The organism is Hyphobacterium sp. CCMP332 (genome assembly GCF_014323565.1).
Lineage (GTDB): Bacteria > Pseudomonadota > Alphaproteobacteria > Caulobacterales > Maricaulaceae > Hyphobacterium.
The window spans coordinates 685,401-706,466 of record NZ_CP058669.1; the positions used below are offsets into that span (position 1 = coordinate 685,401).

Genomic DNA, 21,066 nt, shown 5'->3' on the forward strand with positions numbered 1-21,066 from the left:
CCTGACGATGAAGGGATATGCTGTGCGTCTGGTTCTGACACTGGCGGCATGGTTGATCCTGTTTGGTGGTTTCACCTTTATCGTCGACCCTTATCATGTGAATGCATGGAGCGAGATTCCCGGGGTTAACGAGCGCCGGACGCGGGCCCATGCCGATGGATACCGCGTCGCTGTCGGACACGGACTGGTCGAAACACAGGCGGGAACATTGCTGTTTGGCTCGTCGCGCTCGCATGACGGTTTTCCGCACGAAATTTCCGATTGGCCGGGTGGTTTCGAGAATATGGCCATGGGCGGGACAAACGCGTTCGAATTAGCCAATGCGGCTGTTCTCGCCGCCGGGAACGAGAACGTCGACTGCGCCATCATCGGCCTCGACCTTCGCGAATTCGGCGACTATCCGCGTGCAGATTCGACCTACTGGCTGACGCCACTGGCGGGTGGTTCGCAACTCCAATCCCATATCCAGACATCGCTTTCGCTGGATGCCTTTGCCCGTGCGTTGCAGACCGTGATCGATAATGCGACCGGCGGTTCGGACGTCGACTGGGAAACGGCTTATGCGCCGGAAAACTCCCGCGAACGTTTCGATACCGAACTGGCAAAGCGCTATCGCAGCTATCGCGGCTTTGTTTACGATCCGGAACGCCCCGAATTCGTTTTCCGCGGCATAGACGCCTTGCTGGCGCGCGGCATTCAGGTGCGTGTCTTCATTCACCCCATTCATTCGCGCATCGAAGAAGCGCGATGGCGAACCGGGATTGACGATATCGAGCTTCAGCTGAGACGCGATCTTGTTGCGCTTGCTGCAGCGCGCAACCCATCGCCCTCCCGGTCTCCTTGCTTTCCCGGCGAAGGGCTGGAAGTCTGGGATTTTGCAGGCTTCTCCGAAGTCTCGCAAAGCGCACCGCCGGCCCATTCCGGCGACCCCCTCAATCCCTGGTATTATGAACCCTCCCACTATCGGCCTGTATTGGGCCTCACCATTCTGGATCGATTGTCGGGGGAGATGACGCAAGCACCGGTCCGTCCAGAACAATTTGGTGCCCGCATCACCGTGGACAATGTTGAGCAGCATTGGGCCGATGTCGCGGCGCGGCGCTCCGAATGGCTCGAAAATGACGAATGGGCCGGTTGGGTGACGGAGCAGTACGACGCCATGGATGCCGATCCCCCGCGTATCGAAGAACGGCCCCATGTTTTCCTCAACCGGGATGATTTCAATTCCCTTGAGCGCCGCGTCTCGCGTATAGAAGCGCGGGGAAGCTTGAGCCGGGAGACAAATGAATAGCCTGATAGCGCGTTGGAAAAATCTGAGCCTGACCGAAAAAGTGATGTGGTCCGGCGGATCACTCGTCTCTGTCGTGATCACGGTCATCCTTGTTTGGGTGGCGCTGTCGATCGACCCGGCACCACCGCGCTCCATTACGCTCGCCACAGGCGCGCCAGGCGGTGCATATGATGCGGCCGGGCGTCGGATCGCCTCCTTTCTTGAAAGCGAGGGCGTCACGGTCGAACTTGTTCCCACCGCGGGCTCTGCAGAGAATATCAATCGTTTGATGGCCCGCACCGCGGATGTTGCCATCGTTCAGGGCGGCGTCGGTGCCGAACTTGCCCCGATGGGACGGCTCGAATCCCTTGGAGCGCTGTTTTACGAGCCGCTATGGGTTTTCACCGCAGCCGGAAACCCTGTCGGCGACATTCGCGACCTGGCAGGCATGCGGATAGCGGCCGGCGATGTCGGCTCGGGGACGCGGGTTTTGTTATCCGCACTGTTTGAGCTGAACGGCGTTGATGACGCTATCTGGGTTGAAGAAGCCGGCAGCGCCGCGGCGGCCGCTCTCCGCACAGGAAATGCCGATGTGGCGGCATTCATGACATCGCCGGATCGCGCCTATATCCGCGATCTTGTCGCTGACCCGGCTATCTCCGTCATGCAGATGGAACGCGGGCCCGCCTATGTTCGGCTCTTGCCCTATCTGTCGACCGTGACGCTTCATGAGGGCGTTCTTGACCCGGCCACAAACATTCCGGAACAGGATGTTCATCTCATCGCGGCGGCTGCGGTGACAGTGGTTCAGGCGGATTTGCATCCCGCCATTCAATCCCTGATCTTGCAGGCCATGCATGAAGATTTCCAGGGTGGAACGGTCTTGTCGGCGCCGGCAGAGTTTCCGAACCGCCATCTGGTTACTTTCGATCTCTCGAATGAAGCTGAGCGTTATTTTGACCGCGGCGGCCCCGCCTTTCTCCAGCGCTACTTGCCATTCTGGGCGGCCAATCTGGTGGACCGGATCTGGATACTGGCCATACCGGTCGTCACCCTGTTATTCCCCTTGTTCAAATCCGCGCCGCCCATCTATCTGTGGCAAATTCATCGCCGGATTAAGCGCTATTACCGGGATCTGCGCCTTCTGGAACAGAGCGTTTTCCGGGAGGGTGAAACCCCGGATTATCCCGGCCTGCTCGCGCAACTTTCCACGCTGCAATCTGACGTGCGGAAAATGAATGTCCCCTGGACCTTTTTTGACGAAGTCTATGTGCTTCAGACCCATATCGTCTATGTTGAGCAATTGATTTGGAATGAAGCGAAAGCAAAGAGAGAGACTTGATGAAAGCCGTTGTTTGCAAGGAATTTGCGCCCTACCAGCAACTCACCGTCGAGGACGTCGACGACCCGGTTGCCGAGGCCGGACACATCGTGATTGATGTGAAGGCGGCCGGTGTGAATTTCCCCGATATCCTTCTGGTAGAAGGCAAATACCAGATGAAACCTCCGCTGCCTTTCATTCCCGGCGGCGAAGTCTCGGGCACGGTTTCGGCCATTGGTGAGGGCGTGCAGGGCTTCAGGGTTGGCGATCGCGTGGTTGCGGCAACCCTGCTCAACGGCTTTGCTGAAAAGGTGGCCACGGCAGCGGTGCAGGCCGCGCCGATCCCGGATGCCATGCCGTTTGACGAAGCCGCTGCGCTGATCACGACTTACGCCACCACGATCCATGCGCTCAAACAGCGCGCCGAGTTGAAAGAGGGCGAAACGCTGGTCGTGCTGGGCGCGGGCGGGGGTGTCGGCACGGCGGCCTGTCAGCTGGGCAAGGCGTATGGCGCGCGCGTCATTGCCTGCGCGCGCGGTGAGGACAAGCTGGCGGCGGCGAAACAGGCGGGCGCGGACGAGCTGATTGATTATGAAAGCGAAGATCTGAAAGCCCGCCTCAAGGAGCTGACCGGCGGCAAGGGCGCGGATGTGGTTTATGACGCCGTGGGCGGACCCTTCTCGGAACCGGCCATGCGCGGCCTCGGCTGGGGCGGGCGCTTCCTGGTGGTCGGATTTGCCGCCGGGGATATTCCGAAGATGCCCCTGAACCTCGCTCTCCTGAACAGCCGCGATATCCGCGGGGTTTTCTGGGGCGCCTGGGCCGGGCAATTCCCGAAGGAGAACGGGAAGAATATGGCGGAGCTCTTCGCGCTTTATGCCAAGGGCCAGATCAAGCCCATGGTGTCGGCCAGCTACCCGCTTGAAGACGTCACCAAGGCCTTCGACGATCTGATGGAGCGCCGCGTCAAGGGCAAGGTCGTTCTCACCGCCTGAAGCTAGAAGCTCTCGTTTTTCAACCGGTTGCGATAATGGAGGATCTCTCCCTTATCGCGCCGGATCTGATCCTCCAGCCCCTTGTCGATCCCCGAGGTGTGAAAGCGCGCCCATTCGCTCGCATACATTTTCCGCTCCACCAGTGAGGCCGGGTCGGCGCAGATATGGAAGATGTAGAAATAGGGCAGGACGGTAAACCAGACTGTCGCCGCAATCGAAATCGTCAGCGCTTCCGGCCATTCCAGACCGAAGGAGAAACTGGCCGCGACAAAGCCGGCATTGGCGGCCAGCAGAATGAGAAAACTGCCCCATTTGTAGAGATCGGTATTGCGCCGGATCTGGAACAATATGTTGCGGATTCCCTGCTCGTTCAGGAAGGACCGCCAGATCATCCAGTGATAGCAGAGCATCCAGTCGACCGCCGAGGTCAGCACTTCGGCCTCGTTGGACTTTTCCTTCTCCGCATTGGCGGATTCCTTCAGCGCATCGGCGCGGATCGTATTGATCCGGTTCAGCCGCGTTTCGATATAGCCGTTGAAATTCTGCGTGTTACGGATCTGCTGGTTCTTGTAGCTGACATAATAGGAAAAGGTCGCAAAGCCGAAGCCCAGGATCGGCCCGATCAGGCTGAGCAGCATCCATTGATCCTGAAAGATCTGCAGGCCGGCAAACACATCGCGCCCGCGCGCATGGTCGATGAAGGCGGCAAAAAACGGCGCAAAGCCCAGCACCATGCCGGCGGTCAGCAGCCACAGGAAATAGGTCGCCGTATTCTGGTTCGTCGTATGCCGCATCCGCGTCAGCGTGCCGACATAATAGCGGTCTTCCTCCTCGATGGTTTTCAGCTTCTCGTTCGGCGCATCTTCCTCGCCGGAGAGTGCCGAGCTTTTCGCCTCGTTTCCATAGATGGACTCGATATATCCCGCTTCCGATTCCTCGTAGAAGACATTGCTCTGATTGAAGAGATTGATCGGGTGGGCAAAGAAACGCCGGGCTTTCTCGGCATAGGCTTGCGCCGCCTCGTGATCGACTTCGGAGGCGCGCAGAGCGATGATTTTCGGGCGCGGAAAGCTTTTGAAGAACAGCGCCTTTTCAACATCGCGGGCATCTTCGGATACTTCCGCATGCGCACCGGGGGCATGCGTGCCGGCCGCTTTCACCGCGCTGGCCTGCGCGGCGCGTTTGCCCGCCGCCGCCATACCGCCGCCCGATCGCCTGAAAAGTCCCATAATCGCCTTGATCACGCTGTCACCTCCTGTCGGGACGGACTATGGCGCATGTGCGCGGGGATTGTAATCGGGATTCCCCTCATGCGAGTCCTCCCGCCGGACGGGTTTGCCGTCGGGCCGGGTCTGGACCGGACGGCGCAGGGCCTGCGCCCGGCGTGGATAAGATTCCGGTTTTTGGCAAATCAGTCTCCTACTACGACTACTACTACAACGACTACAATTGCTCCGGCGGGCCGGTCCGGCGCGCGTCCCAATCGTGTGTTTGGCAAGGCGCTTCCGCTTGTTTTCATCTTTCCAGACATCTCCAGTGAGTCTCCAATTCGACTCCAACTGTCTCCAGCTGTCTCCGACAGTTTCCAACTCGCCTCCGGCTGTTTTCAGAGCCCGGCCCGCAGCGCGTGGGGCGCAGACCCGCAGACGCAGTTGGCGGCCAGTGTAAGCGGTTCGGGGGGCGAGGGGATAAGGCGGTCATGACCCGTCTATGGGACGTATCCGAAGCGGCCACAGGCTTCACCAGGCCGGTCTGAACAGAACGCTTCGCGGGCCCGTCCGCACCGCGCGCGGGGAGGGATGAAAGATGTGTGTCCCTGTTTTTCACTTGGTCATCCCTGCAAAAGCAGGGACCCAGTTGCGCTAGCCCAACAGGCACGCCCTGAGCCAACCAGCCTCCAGCATCAACGCTGCGCAGATTGCGCGCATGGATTGGCGGGCTTCATTGCGGCTCTGGGGCCCTGCTTTCGCAGGGATGACGGCAAATACGTGTGTGTCCCTGTTTTTCCCGGCGGCTGCACGAATTACACCACTTATGATCGCCAGTGGCTGCTATCGGATGAGCGCGGGTCGGTCATCACCATCACCGATGATGCCGGAAATACCAGTCGCTAATGGTATAATCCCAAGATAAAGAACCGAGCGGAACATGACGATCCGCTGATATCGTCCCGCAAACAACCCTGATTTCTGGAATTGACCGGCCTCTAGACGGTTCGAAATCGAGTATCCGAACCCTTGGGCTGAGGGAAGAGATCCAGTAATTTAACGAGTGCTCCTGATCAATACGAAGAGATTGCGATTAATTCTCGCGCCCAAATAGCACCTCATTGCGCTCGTTCAGTATTGCAAAATCTCTGTAGCCATTGGGGCCCATGAATACCATATCATGCCCAAGCGCCCTGAGATCATATATCGTCCCATAGACGCATGCTGGGGCCGGCAACTCCATGCCCCCATTGCCGATTTCGGCTATGTCTATGCTGTTCAAGGGATGCCTGTCGCTCGACGCAGAGGTGCATCCTGTAGCCACAATCGAGCAAAGAAGGATTAGCGTTCGCATTTGCTCTCTCCAAAAAGGAGCAACAAAAATAACGCGAAGTAGTCACGATTTGCTAGCATAAGTTGGACGAGGGCCGCGCGGGGTCGGACGGCTTGCGGGCGCTTTCCGATGCCCCCTTGCATTCCCGGCATAATCAGGCGGAATGTCGCGCAGCAAACGGGGAGGCGATCATGCGGATACTCACAGCAACACTCATAGCAACATTATTGGCGGGCCTGACGACGGCCGCCAGCCTGGCACAGGACGAAGCCCGCTGGGCCATTGTCGTCCATGGCGGGGCGGGCGTGATCGAGCGCGAGTCGATGACCGCCGACACCGAGGCGGCCTATCGCGCCGCGCTGGACGCCGCGCTGGAAACCGGCGGGGCGATCCTGTCCGAAGGCGGGTCGTCGCTGGATGCCATCGAGGCCGTGATCCGCGATCTGGAAGACAATCCCTTGTTCAATGCCGGGCGCGGCGCGGTCTTCACCGCCGAGGGCCGCAACGAGCTGGATGCCTCCATCATGGACGGATCGAACCTGAATGCGGGCGCTGTGGCCGGTGTGACGGGGATCCGCCACCCGATCACCGCCGCGCGCGCCGTGATGGAAAATTCCCGCCATGTCATGCTGGCCGGTGAGGGGGCCGAAATATTTGCCCGCGAACAGGAACTGGAATTTGTCGATCCGGCGTATTTCTTCACCGAGCGCCGCTGGCGCTCCATGGAGCGGGCCGTGGGTGATCTCGGCCTGCCCCTGCCGGAACGCCCCGCAGGCGCACCCGAGCCGGAAGAAATTCAGGAAGGCCATCTCGATCTGATGGAGCGCGAGCACCGCTTTGGCACGGTCGGCGTGGTGGCGCTGGATCAGTCCGGCCATATCGCGGCCGGCACCTCCACCGGCGGCACCACCGCCAAGCGCTGGGGCCGGGTCGGCGACAGCCCGGTCATTGGCGCGGGCACTTATGCCACGGAGAGCTGCGGAGTCTCCGCGACGGGCACGGGCGAGTATTTCATCCGCCTGAACATTGCCGCCCGTATCTGCCATGAGCTGGAGGTGATGGATCGCGGCGCGGAAGAACGCGCCTTTGCCGCGCAGGATGCCGCCGACATGGTGATCCAGGGCGCGCTGACCGATCTGGGCGGGGATGGCGGCGTGATCGTGCTGTCGGGCAGCGGCGAGACCGCCTGGAGCTTCAATACGCCGGGCATGTACCGCGCCAGCTGGGGATCGGACCGTGAACCCGTGGTCGCCATTTACGGCGATGAGGACTGAGATGGTGGCAGAAACGCAGGAAGCGACGCTCTCGAAGATCTTCGCCACGCCGCTGATTGAAGCCCGCCCGGCCGCTGCTCAGCCGCTTGTCGCGCCGTTGCGGCAGGCCATTCTGGCGCGCCGTGCCAGTCACCCAGGTATCGCCCGCTCGAATATTCTCGGCTGGCATTCCGATACGATGATGCTGGATTGGGGCGGCGAGGCAGCCGGTCTGCTGGCCCGGGCGACGGTCGAAACCTGCGCTGCTTTCACGCACGATATGGGCCGTCAGCCGAACGGAGAGCCGCGCTTCGAATTCGGCATGGACATGTGGGCCAATATTTCCCCTGCCGGTGCGTCCAACCAGATGCATGCGCACCCCAGCTCGCTCTGGTCGGCGGTTTTCTACGTCGATGATGGTGGCGACAGCCAAAGCGGAGAGCTTGTCCTGCTCGATCCCCGTTTTCCGATGAACCGGATGATGGCGTCTGACGTGGCGCTGGGCGAACGCCCGGCGGACGGCGCGCCATTATCGCAGATCCATATCCAGCCCGAGGCAGGGAAGATGGTCATATTTCCGTCCTGGCTCATGCATGCCGTGCGGCCACATAGCGGTCCGGGAGAACGCATTTCCATCGCCATGAACCTGCCGGTCCGTCAGGTCGCATGACGGGACTGCGCGACGGGCTGGCCTATTTTGCCATCGTCTTCGCGGCCGGCTTTCTGTTCGGCGTGATCCGGGCGGTTTTTCTGACGCCCCACCTCGGCGCATTGCCGGCCGTGCTCGTCGAACTTCCCTTCATTCTGGCGCTGGCCTGGTGGGCGTGCGGCCGGATACTCGATCGCCGCCGGGTCCCGGCCCGTCTTGCCGATCGCGCCCTGATGGGTGGCAGCGCCTTTACCCTGCTGATTCTGGCCGAAGCCGCGCTGGCAGCCGGCCTTCAGGGGCAGACAATTGTGGAATTCATGGCCGGATGGCAGGAACCGGCAGGGGCTGCCGGACTGGCCGGTCAGATCGTGTTCGCCGTCTTGCCGCTGATCCGGACAAACAGGACTTCCATTTAGTTTCATTTGTAACTAAATTGGCGGAGAACCCGTTCGGCAGGAGACATGGCCATGGCCAATCGCAAATGGATTTACGCCTCTCGCGTGGAGGGCAATGCCTCCCGGCAGGCCCACGCGGATATGCCGGAAGGCACCTATGAGCGCGAAATGTCCAAGGAAGGCTTCTTCGGCCCCGCCGCTTTCCTGCACCATAAAAATCCGCCCACCGGCTGGGTGAAGTTTGAAGGCCCGCTGCAACCGCGCGCCTTTGACCTCAACAGGCTGAATGCGGCGGAAAACTCGCCGTGGAATTCCAGCGCCGTCCTGCACAACAATGCCACCGATGTCCGCTTCTGGAAGCTGGCCGGGCCGATGACGGCGCTGGCGCGCAATGCCGATGGCGACCAATTGCTCTTCATCCATCGCGGCACCGCCGACCTCTTCTGCGACTTCGGCCATATCGAGGTGACGCAGGGCGATTATGTCTATCTGCCGCGCGGCACGATGTGGCGGTTGAGCCCGTCCGAGCCGCTCGCCATCCTGATGATCGAGGCGACGAATACGCACTACACCCTGCCGGACAAGGGTCTGGTGGGACCGCATGCCGTGTTTGATCCGGCGATCCTCGATGCACCGAAGGTCAATGACGCCTTCATCGCGCAGCAAACCGACGAAAACCATGAATGGGTGGTCGAGGTGAAAAAGCGCGGCGCGGTCTCCCGCATCACCTATCCGTTCAATCCGCTCGATGCCGTCGGCTGGCATGGCGAACTCGCTCCGGTGCGCCTGAATGTAAAGGATATCCGGCCGCTGATGAGCCACCGCTATCACCTGCCGCCGAGCGCCCATACGACTTTCCTGTCGGATCGCTTTGTGGTCTGCACCTTTGCGCCGCGCCCGTTCGAGACCGATCCCGGCGCGCTGAAAGTGCCCTTCTTCCACAATAATGACGATTACGATGAAGTCCTGTTCTACCATGCCGGCGACTTCTTCAGCCGCGACAATATCGATGCCGGCATGATGACCTTCCACCCCGCCGGATTCACGCATGGCCCGCACCCCAAGGCGCTGAAGAACATGCTGAAACAGACCAAGGACGCGACTGACGAATATGCGGTGATGATCGACACGCGCGATCCGCTCGATGTCGGCGAGGGCGCGTCCAGCGTTGAAAATCGCGACTATGTCAATTCGTGGAAAACGCCGGGCGGATAAGCGCTGTGCCTGCCGGTGAGAGTTGATATGCCGCCGCGACCGGCACTAGTCTGCTGGCTGGACAAAACTGACAGGAATTCATGCCCAAGCGCTCCATGCCCCACGAACTGACGGATGGTTTTGACCGGTTCCGCACCGAGCTCTATCCGCGTCAGCACAGCCTGTATGAAAGCCTCTCGGACAAGGGTCAGAAACCCCATACCATCGTGATCGCCTGCTGCGACAGCCGGGTCGACCCGGCGCAGGTCTTCGATGCGCGGCCGGGCGAGCTCTTCGTCGTGCGCAATGTCGCCAATATCGTGCCGCCCTGCGAGATTGATGGCGCGCATCACGGCGTCTCTGCGGCGCTGGAATTTGCGATCCGCAAGCTGGAAGTGCCGAATATCCTGGTGCTGGGCCATCGTCAGTGCGGCGGCGTCAATGCCTGCGTCTGCGGGGAGCCGGATCCCGATTCGCTCTTCATCGACCACTGGATCGAACCCATTGCCGAAGCGCTGGAGGATGCCCGCGCCGAGTTGCCCGGTATCGAGGATATCGACGCCCTGTCCGAGCGCACCGAGCTCTGCTCCATCCGCCGCTCCATGGAGCGCCTGATGACCTATCCCTTCATCCGGCAGCGCGCGGAGGAGGGACGTTTGAAGATTCACGGCGCCCGCTTCGGCATTGCCGATGGCGAGCTGGAATGGCTGACCGTTGACGGCGATTTCACGCAGGTCGAGCACCGCTAGGCAGATCTGCTCTTGCGACTGGTTCGCAACGCTGCTACACGGCGCAAAATCATGAGGAGAGCGCCCGGTGGGATTGTTTGATCTGGCAACGGCAAATCTGATTTCGCCGCCGATACTGTTCTTCGCTCTGGGGCTGGCTGCCGCGCTTGTGCGCTCCGATCTCGTGGTCCCCGAAGCCGTCGCCAAATCGCTGTCCATCTATCTGATCATGGCCATCGGCTTCAAGGGCGGCGTCGAGATGGCGAGTAGCAGCCTGTCGGTGGCCGCATTGGCGATTGGCGCCGGCATTGTATTGTCCTTCGCCATCCCCTTCATCAGTTTTGCCCTGCTGCGGGCGACCAGCAAGACGGATCGCACCAACGCTGCGGCGATTGCGGCGCACTATGGCTCGATTTCCATTGTCACCTTCATCGCGGCGTCGGATGCCGGTGCGGCGCTGGGCCTCGCGGCGGCCGGTTTCATGGTGGCCGTGGCCGCCGCCATGGAAGCGCCCGCAATATTCTCCGGCCTGATGCTGGCGGGAAAACAGGACGGGCAATCCAACAAGGAGCTGGTGCGCGACGTCGCCTTCAACGGCTCCATCGTGCTGCTGATCGGGGCGTTCGCGATTGGCTGGGCGACCGGCGAGACCGGCCAGCAAGTCGTCCAGCCCTTCTTCTACGATATTTTCCGCGGCGTGCTTTGCCTCTTCCTTCTGGATATGGGGCTGGTTGCCGGACGCGGCCTGGTCCGGCAGGCGGGCGATATCCGGCTGCCGGTCATCCTGCATGGCCTCTACATGCCGTTGATCGGCGCCGCGCTGGGCCTGATCGCCGCCATGCTGATCGGCATGGAGCCGGGCAGCGGTGCGCTCCTGATGACGCTGGCGGCCAGTGCGTCCTACATTGCCGTGCCGGCCGCCATGCGCCTCGCCTTGCCGAAAGCGAAGCCCGCCATTTCGCTGACGCTGTCGCTGGGTATAACCTTCCCCTTCAACCTTATTTTCGGCATCCCGCTCTATTATGCGGTCGCCGGCCAGATGCTGGGTGGATGACCATGGATACGACGCCAAAAAAGCGGCTTGAAATCGTGATCGAGGCCCCGGTCCTGGATCGCCTCTGCCGCCGTCTGGATAAGCTGAAAGTCAGCGGCTACACGGTGATGCCGGCGGTGTCCGGGCGCGGCAAGAACGGCTCCTGGTCGCGCAAGGGCGAGATCAGCGAAAGCCAGCGCATGTTCGTGCTTTTCGCCGTGCTTGACGAAAAAGACCTCTCGCCCGTGCTGGACGAAGTCTATGCGCTGGTCTCGTCCCAGATCGGCATCGTGACCGTCTCGAACGTCGAAGTGATCCGGGCCGATCATTTCTGACGTCCGCAGACAGGCCTTGAACCGTTTGCTGCGCGCGTTAGTAAAGCGCCAAAGCAAACATGTCGAAGGGCCGAAATCATGAAACTCGCTTCGCTGCGCAATGGACATCCTGACGGTCAACTGGTCGTCGTTTCCCGTGATCTTTCCCGCTATGCCGATGCCTCGGACATCGCGCCGACACTGCAGGCCGCGCTGGATGACTGGGACCGGTGCAAGCCGGCGCTGGAAGCCTTGTCGGACCTGGTGAATGACGGAACGGCGGACACCTCGGCCTTTGACCCGGCACAGGCTTTGTCGCCCCTGCCGCGCAGCTTCCAGTGGGCGGACGGCTCGGCCTACGTCAATCACGTCGAACTGGTGCGCAAGGCGCGCAATGCGGAAATGCCGGACACCTTCTGGACCGATCCGCTGATGTATCAGGGCGGCTCGGATGCCTTCCTCGCGCCGACCGAAGACATCCCGCTGGGCGATGATAAATGGGGCTGTGATTTTGAAGGCGAAGTGGCCGTGATCACCGGTTCCGGCCCGCAAGGCCTGTCGCCGGACGAAGCGGCAAAGCAGATCCGCCTTCTGATGATCGTCAACGACGTGTCCTTGCGCGGTCTGATCCCGGGCGAGCTCGCCAAAGGCTTCGGCTTCTTCCAGTCCAAGCCGCCAACGGCCTTTGCGCCGGTTGCGGTGACGCCGGACGAGCTGGGCGACGCATGGGACGGCCGCAAGGTGCACCTGCCGCTGGTCAGCTATCTCAAGGGCAAAAAATTCGGCGAGCCCGATTGCGAGGTCGACATGACCTTCGATTTCGCACAATTGGTCGCGCATCTGGCCAAGACCCGCCCGCTGACGAACGGCACGATTGTCGGTTCCGGCACCATCTCCAACAAGATGGATGATGGCCCCGGCAAGCCGGTTTCCGAAGGCGGGAAGGGCTATTCCTGTATCGCCGAAATCCGGATGATCGAGACCATCTATGACGGCGCGCCGAAAACGCCCTTCATGACACCCGGCGACACGATCCGCATCGAGATGTTCGATAAGGGCGGCCAGTCCATTTTCGGCGCGATTGATCAGAAAGTCGTGCGGTATACGGGCTAGTTCGGCCGCATCTCGCCCGCTTTCAGCAGATAGCGCTCGCCGTCAAAACCCTCGAACAATTCGCGGGTCTGGGGGTGTTTGACCGGGCCGCTCTGGGCGTCCGGCAACAGATTCTGCTCGGAGACATAGGCGGTATAGAAGCTGTCCTCATTCTCGGCCAGCACATGGTAGAAGGGCTGTTCCTTCGCCGGGCGGAGGGCTTCCGGAATGGCTTGCCACCACTCCTCGGTATTGGCGAATTCCGGATCAACATCGAACACCACGCCCCTGAAAGGGAAGAGCCGGTGGCGAACCACATCGCCAATGCCGAACCGGGCGTCACGTTCCAATGCCATTCTGTATACCATCCTTCTGTCTGTGCCGGTTTGAGCCGGTTTCACTTGATGCTGCCGAACTAAGCCTTATGCTGCAAGATGAAGGCAAAGATCAGGCCGAAACGCGGCGAGCCCATCGGGACCAACGCGCGAGACGGCGAGAGGTAGGTATATAATGGCGCAGGACAAGCCTGCTGCCGCGCAATCGCGATTCACAGGACCACAACCCGGCCAGCACAAGAAGGGCGGGCCGGGGCCTGCATTCGCCGCGATTGATCTGGGCACAAACAATTGCCGCATGCTGATTGCGCGTCGGGCAGGGCGCAGCTTCCGGATCATTGACGCCTTTTCGCGCATTGTCCGGCTGGGCGGTGGCCTCACTGAAACCGGCAAGCTGAATGATGCGGCGATGGACAATGTCGTCTCGGCGCTGGGCGTTTGCGCGGAAAAGATGAACCGGCGCGAAGTGGTCAAATACCGCTCGGTGGCCACACAGGCCTGCCGGCTGGCGGACAATGGCCCAGAACTGATGGCGCGGATCAAGACCGAGACGGGGCTCGATTTCGACATCATCACCCCGGAAGAAGAAGCCCGCCTGGCGGTGCTGGGCTGTCTGGATCTGATGGATGAATCCTATGATGTGGCGCTGGTCGTGGATATCGGCGGCGGCTCGACGGAGCTCTCCTGGGTGGATCTGGCGCAATGGCGCGCGCGCGGCGGTTTTGAAAGCGGCGGCCGCCCGCCGATCCGGACCTGGGCGAGTGCGCCGGTCGGCGTGGTCACCCTGTCCGAACGCATTCCCGAGGCCGAACATCCGGATGACTGGTATGAGGCGATGAAGGATTTCGCCGCTGAGGCCATCCGCACGCCGCGCGGGGCGCGCAAGCTCAAAACCCTGTTCACCTCCGGCCGCGCCCACATGATTGGCACGTCCGGCACGATTACCTCCGTTGCGGGCGTCCATATGGGCCTGCCACGATATGAGCGCTCACTGGTCGATGGCAGCTGGATGACCGCCGCCGATGCCCGCGCGGCCTGTCTCGATCTGGCGTCGAAGGATATTGATGGCCGGGCGGCCAATCCGGTGATCGGTCGCGACCGCGCCGACCTTGTGCTGGCGGGCTGTGCCATCCTCGAAGTCGTCATGGACAAATGGCCGGTTGAAAAAATCCGCGTCGGCGACCGGGGCCTGCGCGAAGGCCTGTTACTCAATCTGATGCAGAAACCGAAGCGCCGCCGCCGCAGGAATGCTAAGGGCGCGGGCTCAAGCTCCGCTCCAAAGGCTGCCGAATGAGTGACGACCCGAATCCGCCGGAAGAAAAACGCCGCCGCCGATCCGGCCCGGTGAAGAAGGGCGGCGATGCACGCTCGGCCAAATCCCTGCACGAGAAGGTCAAATCTGCGCGGGGCCGCAAGCTCTCCTCGACGCGCTGGCTGCAGCGCCAGCTGAATGATCCTTACGTTCAGCGGGCCAAGCAGGAAGGCTATCGCTCGCGTGCGGCCTACAAGCTGATCGAGCTGGACGAACGCTTCAAGCTGCTCAAACCCGGCGCCCGCATCGTTGATCTCGGCGCAGCGCCCGGCGGTTGGGTGCAGGTGGCACTGAAAAGGGGCGCCGCCCATGTCGTCGGCGTGGACCTTCTCGAAATGGACCCGATCGAGGGCGCGATCATGATGACGCTCGATTTCTCCGAGCCGGATGCCCCGGAACAGGTGAAGGCGGCGCTGGGCGGGCCGGCGGATATCGTCCTGTCCGATCTCGCCCCGTGGACCACCGGCCATAAATCAACCGACCATTTGCGCATTGTCGCCCTGGTCGAACTCGCCGCCGAGTTTGCGCTGGAGACGCTCCGGCCCGGAGGCTCCTTTGTCGCCAAGGTGTTTCAGGGCGGCACCGAGGATGATCTTCTGCATCGCCTCAAGCACCGCTTTGAAACCATCCGCCACGCCAAACCCCCGGCCAGCCGCTCGGAAAGCGCTGAAACCTATCTCATCGCCAAGGGCTATCGCGGCGATACGCCGGAAAAGTGAGGGGGGGCGAGACGATTGTGTCCCTCACCGTCATCCCGGACGGAGCATCGCGACGATCCGGGAGCCCCTCCGATAAAGTCGGGAGAAACGGGGAATAAAACAGTTTTAAGTTCTAAACCCAGCGTCTTGCTCCGGCTTGACCGGAGCATCTCTAATTATGCCAGAGCGTTTCCGATAAATCACGCCAATCGGGATTCCTCCTTTCGATCAGTTCGATTTTCCAATACCGCAGCCAGTGTTTCAATCGCCGCTCTCTTTGAATCGCCGCCGACATCAGATCGTGAATTTCATACCAGACCAGGCTTTTGCAATTGTATTTTGATGTGAAGCCCGTCCGTAGCTGCTCCTGATGCTCATGGACGCGTCTGACCAGATCATTCGTCACACCGATATAGATCGGGCCATTCTTGCGGCTGGCCATCATATATACGGCGATGCAGGGATACCGCTTCGACATGATAGCAATCAAAGATTGATGAGGTCCTCCGGTCAAGCCGGAGGAAGGCGGAATTTGGTGAGCATTCGGAATTGCGCCCCCCGCAAACACGGGAAAAACCGCGTTGGCGCCACCTCCGGCCAGCCGATTGATCCACCGGATCAATCTTCGTGGCCGAAGCCCCTTGACGAAAAAGTAAACAGTGTTCACTTATCCTGTATCGGAGGAGAGTATTCCATGCCGGATACGCAGACATTCCAGAGTGAGACCACGGGCCACACGCACAGCGCCGCCGATTATCCCGTGCGGCCGATCAATCCGTGGAAAGCCTGGCAGGCGTTTCAGGGGCTGGTGCGCGACAAGGAAGACACGCGCTATGTGTTTGCCTTCTTCGAGAATGTGAACGGCCGCTCCTACACCAAATTCTACGAGCGCTTCACCGCTTCGGAGTATGGCCAGTCCATCCTGACCGATCGCGAGCAGGTGGGCCGCGTCCTCAATGATCGCGCCACGCTGGAATCCTATGGTCCCGGCACGTTTGCCGCCGCCTATCTGGACTATCTCGACTCCGAGGATCTCAAGCCCGAAGGCGTGTTCGAGGCCCATTGGGCGCAGGCGCCAAAGGAAATGGCGGCGATGCGGGATAACTGGCCGGGCCTCTATGCGGTTTCCTACATGATGAGCCTGACGCATGATCTCTATCATGTGCTGTCGGGCTATAGCCGCGATCCGCTGGGCGAGGCGCTGCTGCTGGTCTTTACCGGCACGCAGACGAATGGCCGCGGGCCGAAATGGCTGGGCCGTCTGGCCGGCCTGCGTCTGCGCTATGAAATCCCGTCCTGGCCCGTGGGCCGGATGATGGCCGAGGCCAAACGCAATGCGCTGGCAGCTACGCCGTTTTACACCACGGACCTGACGGCGCTCCTGCCGCTGCCGCTGGAAGAGGCGCGGGCGCGCCTGAAGGTGAACCCGCCGCAGCTCTATCGGGATACGCTGGCCGCTTATGACGGTCCCGCTCCGGTGGCGGTGCGCGCTTGAGGCCGACGCGAGGTCTGTCAGTGCGAACCCGCAGTATATACCAGCGTCTTGCTCCGGCTTGACCGGAGCATCTCGGTGTCGGTGAGGTCCTCCGGTCAAGCCGGAGGATGACGGTTTTTTTAGGCGAACCGAAACGACATCCCCCCTTGCGCCCGGAGTGATTCCCCGTTAATCCGCCCCCGCAAGCAGCAAGGAGGTCTCCATGGCGGAGATTCGCGAAGGCCTGACCTTCGATGATGTGCTCTTGCAACCCGGCGCATCCGAAGTTTTGCCCGCAGACGCGGACACCACCACTGTCATTGCTGACGGGGTGAACCTCAATATTCCGATCCTGTCGGCAGCGATGGATACGGTCACCGAAGCGCCCATGGCCATTGCCATGGCGCAGGCGGGCGGGCTGGGCATTCTGCACCGCAATCTGACCGTTGAGCAGCAGGCCGAGGAAGTGCGCCGCGTAAAGCGTTTTGAAAGCGGCATGGTGGTCAATCCGATCACGATCGGCGCTGACGCGACCCTGGCCGATCTGAACGCGCTGATGGCGCATCACCGCGTGTCCGGCATTCCGGTTGTTGAGGGAAGCGGCAATATGCCGGGCAAGCTGATTGGCATCATTACCAATCGCGATGTGCGCTTTGCCGAGGACCCGAACGAGAAGGTCGGCAATATGATGACCCGCGAGGTCGTCACCGTGCGCGAAGGCGCCGGCGAGGACGAGGCACGGCGTCTGTTGCACAAGCACCGCATCGAGCGTCTGCTGGTGGTCGATGAGGATCAGCGCTGTATCGGCCTGATCACCGTCAAGGACATGGAAAAGGCCCAGACCCACCCGCTCGCCTCCAAGGACCGTCACGGCCGCCTGCGCTGCGGCGCGGCGACGACCGTCGGCGACAGCGGCTTTGAACGCGCCGAAGCCCTGATCGAGGCCGGTGTGGACGTGCTGGTGATCGACACCGCGCACGGCATGTCGGCCAGCGTTCTGGATCAGGTCCGCCGCGTGAAGCGCGCCTCCAACCGCACGCGGCTGGTGGCCGGTAATGTTGCGACCTATGACGGCGCGCGGGCGCTCATCGATGCGGGTGCCGATTGCATCAAGGTCGGGATCGGCCCGGGCTCGATCTGCACCACGCGCATTGTCGCCGGTGTCGGCGTGCCGCAACTGACCGCCATCATGGATGCTGCACGGGCCGCCAAGGGGTCCGAGGCGTCGATCATTGCCGATGGCGGCGTCAAGTATTCCGGAGATTTCGCCAAGGCGCTGGCCGCCGGGGCGGACGCGGTGATGATGGGCTCGGCTCTGGCCGGGACCGAGGAAAGCCCGGGCGAGGTCTTCCTGTTCAAGGGCCGCTCCTACAAATCCTATCGCGGCATGGGCAGTGTCGCGGCCATGGCGCGCGGCTCGGCCGATCGTTACTTCCAGAAGGATGTCGGCGACCAGATGAAGCTGGTGCCAGAAGGCGTCGAAGGTCAGGTGCCGTACAAGGGCCCGGTTGGTCCGATCCTGCACCAGATGATGGGCGGATTGCGCGCTGCGATGGGCTATACCGGATCGAAGACGTTGAAGGATTTCCGCGAGCGCGCCGAATTCATCCGCATCACCAATGCGGGGCTGAAGGAAAGCCACACCCACGACGTCACCATCACCCGCGAAGCGCCGAACTATCCGACACCGGGTTAGGGCGGCACGCCTGCTTCGAGGCTCCCCCGGATCAAATCCGGGGTCGCACCTCAGCATGAGGTGGTTTGTGAATATCCGGGCGCTGGCGTATTGCAGGGCCTTATCGCATACGCTTTCACCTCATCCTGAGGTGGCGGCAAAGCCGCCCTCGAAGGAGAGGTGGCCATCAGGAGCCAATCCATGAGACTCGGTGGACGCATCGCCGCGGCAATAGACATTCTCGACGTCATCGAGCGCCAGAACCGCCCGGTCAAACTGGCCGTGCGCGAATGGGGCTCGGCCCACCGCTTTGCCGGCTCGGGCGACCGCGCCTTCATTTCCGGCCTGGTGATGGATGCGCTGCGGCGCAAGCAATCGCTTGGCTTTGCCATGGGCGATGACAGCGCGCGCGCCCTGGCGCTGGGCGTGGTCGGCCGCATCTGGGGCATGGATGTCGAGGCGCTGAAAGAACAGCTCGCCGCTGACCCGCATTCACCTGATGCGCTGACCGAAGCCGAGATCGCCGCCTTCGCGCGCGATATCTCCGATGCCCCGGCGCATATCCTCGGTGATTATCCCGAATGGCTGGCCGCCTCCATGGCGCGCGCCTTTGGCAATACGGCGGCAGAGGAGGGCGCCGGCATGGCCGATCGCGCCCCGGTCGATCTGCGCGTCAATGAATTGAAGTCCGAGCCGGAAAAAGCGCTCGCCGCCGTGCAGTCGAAAATCCCGACCGCGCGCGCTGGCGCTCTGGCGCGCTCCTGCATCCGCATCCCTCTGGACGAGGCGACGGGCAAATCCCCGCCGGCGGATGCCATCCCCGCCTATGGCAAGGGCTGGGTCGAGGTGCAGGATGAAGGCAGCCAGCTGGCCGGGCTCGCCGCGGGTGTGAAGCCGGGCGACCAGGTGCTGGATTTCTGCGCCGGCGCGGGCGGCAAAACGCTGGAGCTTTCCGCCATGACCGGCAATACCGGGCAGATACACGCCTGGGACCATGACTGGCGACGGATGAAGGCTATCTGGCCAAGACTCCAGCGGGCGGGAGTCAGAAACGTACAAGTCCATGACGGGCCGGAAGACGAGCTCTCCGGGCTGGAAGGCAAGATGGATGTCGTCTTCGTCGATGCCCCCTGCACCGGCACGGGCACCTGGCGGCGGCGTCCGGATGCGAAATGGCGGGTCTCCGAAGGCGCCCTGAATCAACGCCTCGAAGACCAGGACGAAGCGCTTGATAATGCAGCCAAATATGTCAAGCCCGGCGGGCGGCTCATCTATGTCACCTGCTCCATTCTGCCCGAAGAAAATGGCGACCGGATCGAAGCCTTCCTCACCCGATACGCGAACTTTTCCCAAAACAATTCCCGCGACGCCCTGATCGCTTCGGGCGGGCTCGCTGAGGGGGCCGCGGACGTGCTCGCCGCGTGTGAACTCGAAAGCGGTGCGCTCCAGCTCACCCCGCACCGCAGCGCCACGGACGGCTTCTTCATTGCGGTGATGGAGCGGGCGGATTAGCCGTCGACATCCCTCATCAATAGCATATCCTTGATGCGGTATTCCTTTTCAGGCGGGAAACCGCATTCAACTTCGGAATATTCAGGATTCCGCCAGGTGCCAAACACCATGTCCCACATTGGCAGGCCGTAATTAGACCGATGAAGGCCACGCTGATGATGCAGACGGTGCATTTCCGGTCGTTGCAGAATGTATCCCAGCCATTGTGGCGTATGCAGGTCCGCATGCGCCACCAGATTGAATATCGCGACCCAGAACAGGGCGAGACCCGCCATAGCTGGTGAGGCGCCGAATAGTCCATACGCTACGAGTGCATTGATAAGCGCGGCCAAAAAACTGTCTAGCGGATGAACATAGAAGGCCGTAAGGGTTTCGATCCTTGAAGGACTGTGATGGAGCTGGTGGACAACCCGCCAAAGCGTATCGGAATGATGGGTCAGACGGTGCCACCAATAGGCGATCAAGCTGGCCGTCAGGAAAACAACAAAGCTGCCGACGATGGCACCAGTCTGCGATTCCAGATCAAATACGGCGAGCGCTGAAATCTGATCGTGAAAAATAAATCCCGCGAGCACAACAACAACGATATTGGCGGCGTTGAGAGACCCGGAATACAGCCGCCACCTTTTATCGCATGCTGCGCCTGACGCCGGCGCAATCACCTCCCGCGTGAACAGGAGTACAAATAGCCCGGCGGACAGAAAATAGATCACGATCATCTGGCTTCTTTATCACGCCCGACAGGACACGCCTACGGGACACATTGTAGCTTTACCGAAGGCTTCTTCATCTCCGTGATAGAGCGGGCGGGCAAACGTCGAGATTTTGCCGCTACCGCTTGCGCCGTCATCCCTGCGAAGGCAGGGACCCAGAGCAAGGGTGAAGCTGCGAATGTCCTGCCCTCAATCTGCGCAACGTTAGCGCAGCGGCAGGTTGGCGCAGGGTGCGAGGGTGGCCAAGTCGCAACTGGGTCCCTGCCTTCGCAGGGATGACGTTGAGTTGGGCGGCTTGATTGCCTTGCGTGCTTCGAGGCTGATCTGCGATCAGCACCTCAGCATGAGGTAACAACAAACCCGTCACCCTCCGACTTGATCGGAGGGTCTCTATAACGAGATCGTCCGGTCAAGCCGGACGAAGACGGCGCAAAAAGATAATGCATCATCCTGAGGAGCGAGTGCAACAAGCCTCAAAGGAGGGTTTTCAGTGAAGAATCGGCTTGAGGATCAATGGTTTCCTCCCCTGTTTACGGGGGAGGTGGCTGACGCGAAGCGGCAG

General features: G+C 61.3%; 21 protein-coding genes. 17 read left to right on the forward strand and 4 right to left on the reverse strand.

Features of this window, described 5'->3' with window-relative positions:
* Window positions 1–7 precede the first annotated feature (7 nt).
* From HXX25_RS03520 to HXX25_RS03530, 3 genes are read left to right on the forward strand one after another with little or no spacing between them, the layout of a single operon-like run.
* Entirely contained in the window at window positions 8–1,291 is a 1,284-nt protein-coding gene (locus HXX25_RS03520; RefSeq protein ID WP_187167135.1) for a hypothetical protein, read from the forward strand.
* Entirely contained in the window at window positions 1,284–2,612 is a 1,329-nt protein-coding gene (locus tag HXX25_RS03525; RefSeq protein ID WP_187167136.1) for a TAXI family TRAP transporter solute-binding subunit, read from the forward strand. The genes HXX25_RS03520 and HXX25_RS03525 overlap by 8 nt, the downstream gene beginning before the upstream one ends.
* Window positions 2,612–3,586, forward strand: coding sequence for an NADPH:quinone oxidoreductase family protein (locus HXX25_RS03530; RefSeq protein WP_187167137.1), 975 nt, complete (start codon window positions 2,612–2,614; stop codon window positions 3,584–3,586). The genes HXX25_RS03525 and HXX25_RS03530 overlap by 1 nt, the downstream gene beginning before the upstream one ends.
* A 2-nt stretch (window positions 3,587–3,588) precedes the next feature.
* On the opposite strand, the gene HXX25_RS03535 is transcribed toward HXX25_RS03530, so the two are convergent.
* Complete coding sequence (locus HXX25_RS03535; RefSeq protein ID WP_187167138.1) at window positions 3,589–4,830, reverse strand: hypothetical protein; 1,242 nt, start codon at window positions 4,828–4,830, stop codon at window positions 3,589–3,591.
* A gap of 744 nt (window positions 4,831–5,574) precedes the next feature.
* Between HXX25_RS03535 and HXX25_RS13945 the strand changes: the two genes are divergently transcribed.
* From HXX25_RS13945 to HXX25_RS03575, 9 genes are all read left to right on the forward strand, one after another.
* A complete protein-coding gene (locus tag HXX25_RS13945; protein WP_255466961.1) occupies window positions 5,575–5,700 on the forward strand; it encodes a hypothetical protein in 126 nt (41 codons plus the stop codon).
* A gap of 618 nt (window positions 5,701–6,318) precedes the next feature.
* Window positions 6,319–7,401 (forward strand): isoaspartyl peptidase/L-asparaginase family protein, encoded by a 1,083-nt coding sequence (locus HXX25_RS03540; protein WP_187167139.1) that lies wholly within the window; start codon window positions 6,319–6,321, stop codon window positions 7,399–7,401.
* Window position 7,402: 1 nt separating this feature from the next.
* Entirely contained in the window at window positions 7,403–8,050 is a 648-nt protein-coding gene (locus tag HXX25_RS03545; RefSeq protein ID WP_233346856.1) for a TIGR02466 family protein, read from the forward strand.
* Window positions 8,047–8,445, forward strand: a complete 399-nt coding sequence (locus HXX25_RS03550; RefSeq protein WP_187167140.1) for a hypothetical protein — start codon at window positions 8,047–8,049, stop codon at window positions 8,443–8,445. The genes HXX25_RS03545 and HXX25_RS03550 overlap by 4 nt, the downstream gene beginning before the upstream one ends.
* A gap of 51 nt (window positions 8,446–8,496) precedes the next feature.
* Window positions 8,497–9,639: a homogentisate 1,2-dioxygenase gene (locus HXX25_RS03555; RefSeq protein ID WP_187167141.1), complete on the forward strand. Its 1,143-nt coding sequence runs from the start codon at window positions 8,497–8,499 to the stop codon at window positions 9,637–9,639.
* Window positions 9,640–9,719: 80 nt separating this feature from the next.
* Entirely contained in the window at window positions 9,720–10,367 is a 648-nt protein-coding gene (locus HXX25_RS03560; RefSeq protein WP_187167142.1) for a carbonic anhydrase, read from the forward strand.
* Window positions 10,368–10,440: 73 nt separating this feature from the next.
* Complete coding sequence (locus HXX25_RS03565) at window positions 10,441–11,400, forward strand: sodium-dependent bicarbonate transport family permease (RefSeq protein WP_187167741.1); 960 nt, start codon at window positions 10,441–10,443, stop codon at window positions 11,398–11,400.
* A gap of 2 nt (window positions 11,401–11,402) precedes the next feature.
* Window positions 11,403–11,714 carry a DUF190 domain-containing protein gene (locus HXX25_RS03570; RefSeq protein WP_187167143.1) on the forward strand — a complete coding sequence of 104 codons (312 nt, stop codon included), beginning with the start codon at window positions 11,403–11,405 and terminating at the stop codon, window positions 11,712–11,714.
* Window positions 11,715–11,792: 78 nt separating this feature from the next.
* Window positions 11,793–12,806 (forward strand): fumarylacetoacetate hydrolase family protein, encoded by a 1,014-nt coding sequence (locus tag HXX25_RS03575; RefSeq protein ID WP_187167144.1) that lies wholly within the window; start codon window positions 11,793–11,795, stop codon window positions 12,804–12,806.
* On the opposite strand, the gene hspQ is transcribed toward HXX25_RS03575, so the two are convergent.
* Entirely contained in the window at window positions 12,803–13,141 is a 339-nt protein-coding gene (gene hspQ, locus HXX25_RS03580) for a heat shock protein HspQ (RefSeq protein ID WP_187167145.1), read from the reverse strand. The genes HXX25_RS03575 and hspQ overlap by 4 nt on opposite strands.
* 154 nt (window positions 13,142–13,295) lie before the next feature.
* Here hspQ and HXX25_RS03585 point away from each other — a divergent pair, with 154 nt between their 5' ends.
* Entirely contained in the window at window positions 13,296–14,414 is a 1,119-nt protein-coding gene (locus tag HXX25_RS03585) for a Ppx/GppA phosphatase family protein (RefSeq protein ID WP_187167146.1), read from the forward strand.
* A complete protein-coding gene (locus tag HXX25_RS03590) occupies window positions 14,411–15,151 on the forward strand; it encodes an RlmE family RNA methyltransferase (RefSeq protein ID WP_187167147.1) in 741 nt (246 codons plus the stop codon). Before HXX25_RS03585 ends, HXX25_RS03590 begins: the two co-directional genes overlap by 4 nt.
* Before the next feature lie 151 nt (window positions 15,152–15,302).
* On the opposite strand, the gene HXX25_RS13460 is transcribed toward HXX25_RS03590, so the two are convergent.
* Window positions 15,303–15,797, reverse strand: a complete 495-nt coding sequence (locus HXX25_RS13460) for a GIY-YIG nuclease family protein (RefSeq protein ID WP_233346859.1) — start codon at window positions 15,795–15,797, stop codon at window positions 15,303–15,305.
* Window positions 15,798–15,824: 27 nt separating this feature from the next.
* On the opposite strand from HXX25_RS13460, the gene HXX25_RS03600 reads away from it, so the two are divergent.
* The 3 genes from HXX25_RS03600 (at window position 15,825) to HXX25_RS03610 (ending at window position 19,791) form a co-directional block, all read left to right on the forward strand.
* The gene (locus HXX25_RS03600) at window positions 15,825–16,625 is read left to right on the forward strand and encodes a Coq4 family protein (protein ID WP_187167148.1); all 801 of its coding nucleotides are present in this window, start codon (window positions 15,825–15,827) and stop codon (window positions 16,623–16,625) included.
* Window positions 16,626–16,827: 202 nt separating this feature from the next.
* Complete coding sequence (gene guaB, locus HXX25_RS03605) at window positions 16,828–18,300, forward strand: IMP dehydrogenase (RefSeq protein ID WP_187167149.1); 1,473 nt, start codon at window positions 16,828–16,830, stop codon at window positions 18,298–18,300.
* Window positions 18,301–18,480: 180 nt separating this feature from the next.
* Window positions 18,481–19,791 (forward strand): RsmB/NOP family class I SAM-dependent RNA methyltransferase, encoded by a 1,311-nt coding sequence (locus tag HXX25_RS03610; RefSeq protein WP_187167150.1) that lies wholly within the window; start codon window positions 18,481–18,483, stop codon window positions 19,789–19,791.
* Here HXX25_RS03610 and HXX25_RS03615 read toward each other — a convergent pair.
* Complete coding sequence (locus HXX25_RS03615) at window positions 19,788–20,510, reverse strand: sterol desaturase family protein (protein ID WP_187167151.1); 723 nt, start codon at window positions 20,508–20,510, stop codon at window positions 19,788–19,790. The two genes, HXX25_RS03610 and HXX25_RS03615, sit on opposite strands and share 4 nt — an antisense overlap.
* Between the last annotated feature and the right edge of the window lie 556 nt (window positions 20,511–21,066).

Coding starts and splice junctions, on each gene's coding strand:
- HXX25_RS03520 (WP_187167135.1), top strand. CDS start 8: ATGAAGGGATATGCTGTGCGTCTGGTTCTGACACTGGCGGCATGGTTG.
- HXX25_RS03525 (WP_187167136.1), top strand. CDS start 1,284: ATGAATAGCCTGATAGCGCGTTGGAAAAATCTGAGCCTGACCGAAAAA.
- HXX25_RS03530 (WP_187167137.1), top strand. CDS start 2,612: ATGAAAGCCGTTGTTTGCAAGGAATTTGCGCCCTACCAGCAACTCACC.
- HXX25_RS03540 (WP_187167139.1), top strand. CDS start 6,319: ATGCGGATACTCACAGCAACACTCATAGCAACATTATTGGCGGGCCTG.
- HXX25_RS03545 (WP_233346856.1), top strand. CDS start 7,403: ATGGTGGCAGAAACGCAGGAAGCGACGCTCTCGAAGATCTTCGCCACG.
- HXX25_RS03550 (WP_187167140.1), top strand. CDS start 8,047: ATGACGGGACTGCGCGACGGGCTGGCCTATTTTGCCATCGTCTTCGCG.
- HXX25_RS03555 (WP_187167141.1), top strand. CDS start 8,497: ATGGCCAATCGCAAATGGATTTACGCCTCTCGCGTGGAGGGCAATGCC.
- HXX25_RS03560 (WP_187167142.1), top strand. CDS start 9,720: ATGCCCAAGCGCTCCATGCCCCACGAACTGACGGATGGTTTTGACCGG.
- HXX25_RS03570 (WP_187167143.1), top strand. CDS start 11,403: ATGGATACGACGCCAAAAAAGCGGCTTGAAATCGTGATCGAGGCCCCG.
- HXX25_RS03575 (WP_187167144.1), top strand. CDS start 11,793: ATGAAACTCGCTTCGCTGCGCAATGGACATCCTGACGGTCAACTGGTC.
- hspQ (WP_187167145.1), bottom strand. CDS start 13,141: ATGGCATTGGAACGTGACGCCCGGTTCGGCATTGGCGATGTGGTTCGC.
- HXX25_RS03585 (WP_187167146.1), top strand. CDS start 13,296: ATGGCGCAGGACAAGCCTGCTGCCGCGCAATCGCGATTCACAGGACCA.
- HXX25_RS03590 (WP_187167147.1), top strand. CDS start 14,411: ATGAGTGACGACCCGAATCCGCCGGAAGAAAAACGCCGCCGCCGATCC.
- HXX25_RS03600 (WP_187167148.1), top strand. CDS start 15,825: ATGCCGGATACGCAGACATTCCAGAGTGAGACCACGGGCCACACGCAC.
- guaB (WP_187167149.1), top strand. CDS start 16,828: ATGGCGGAGATTCGCGAAGGCCTGACCTTCGATGATGTGCTCTTGCAA.
- HXX25_RS03610 (WP_187167150.1), top strand. CDS start 18,481: ATGAGACTCGGTGGACGCATCGCCGCGGCAATAGACATTCTCGACGTC.
- HXX25_RS03615 (WP_187167151.1), bottom strand. CDS start 20,510: ATGATCGTGATCTATTTTCTGTCCGCCGGGCTATTTGTACTCCTGTTC.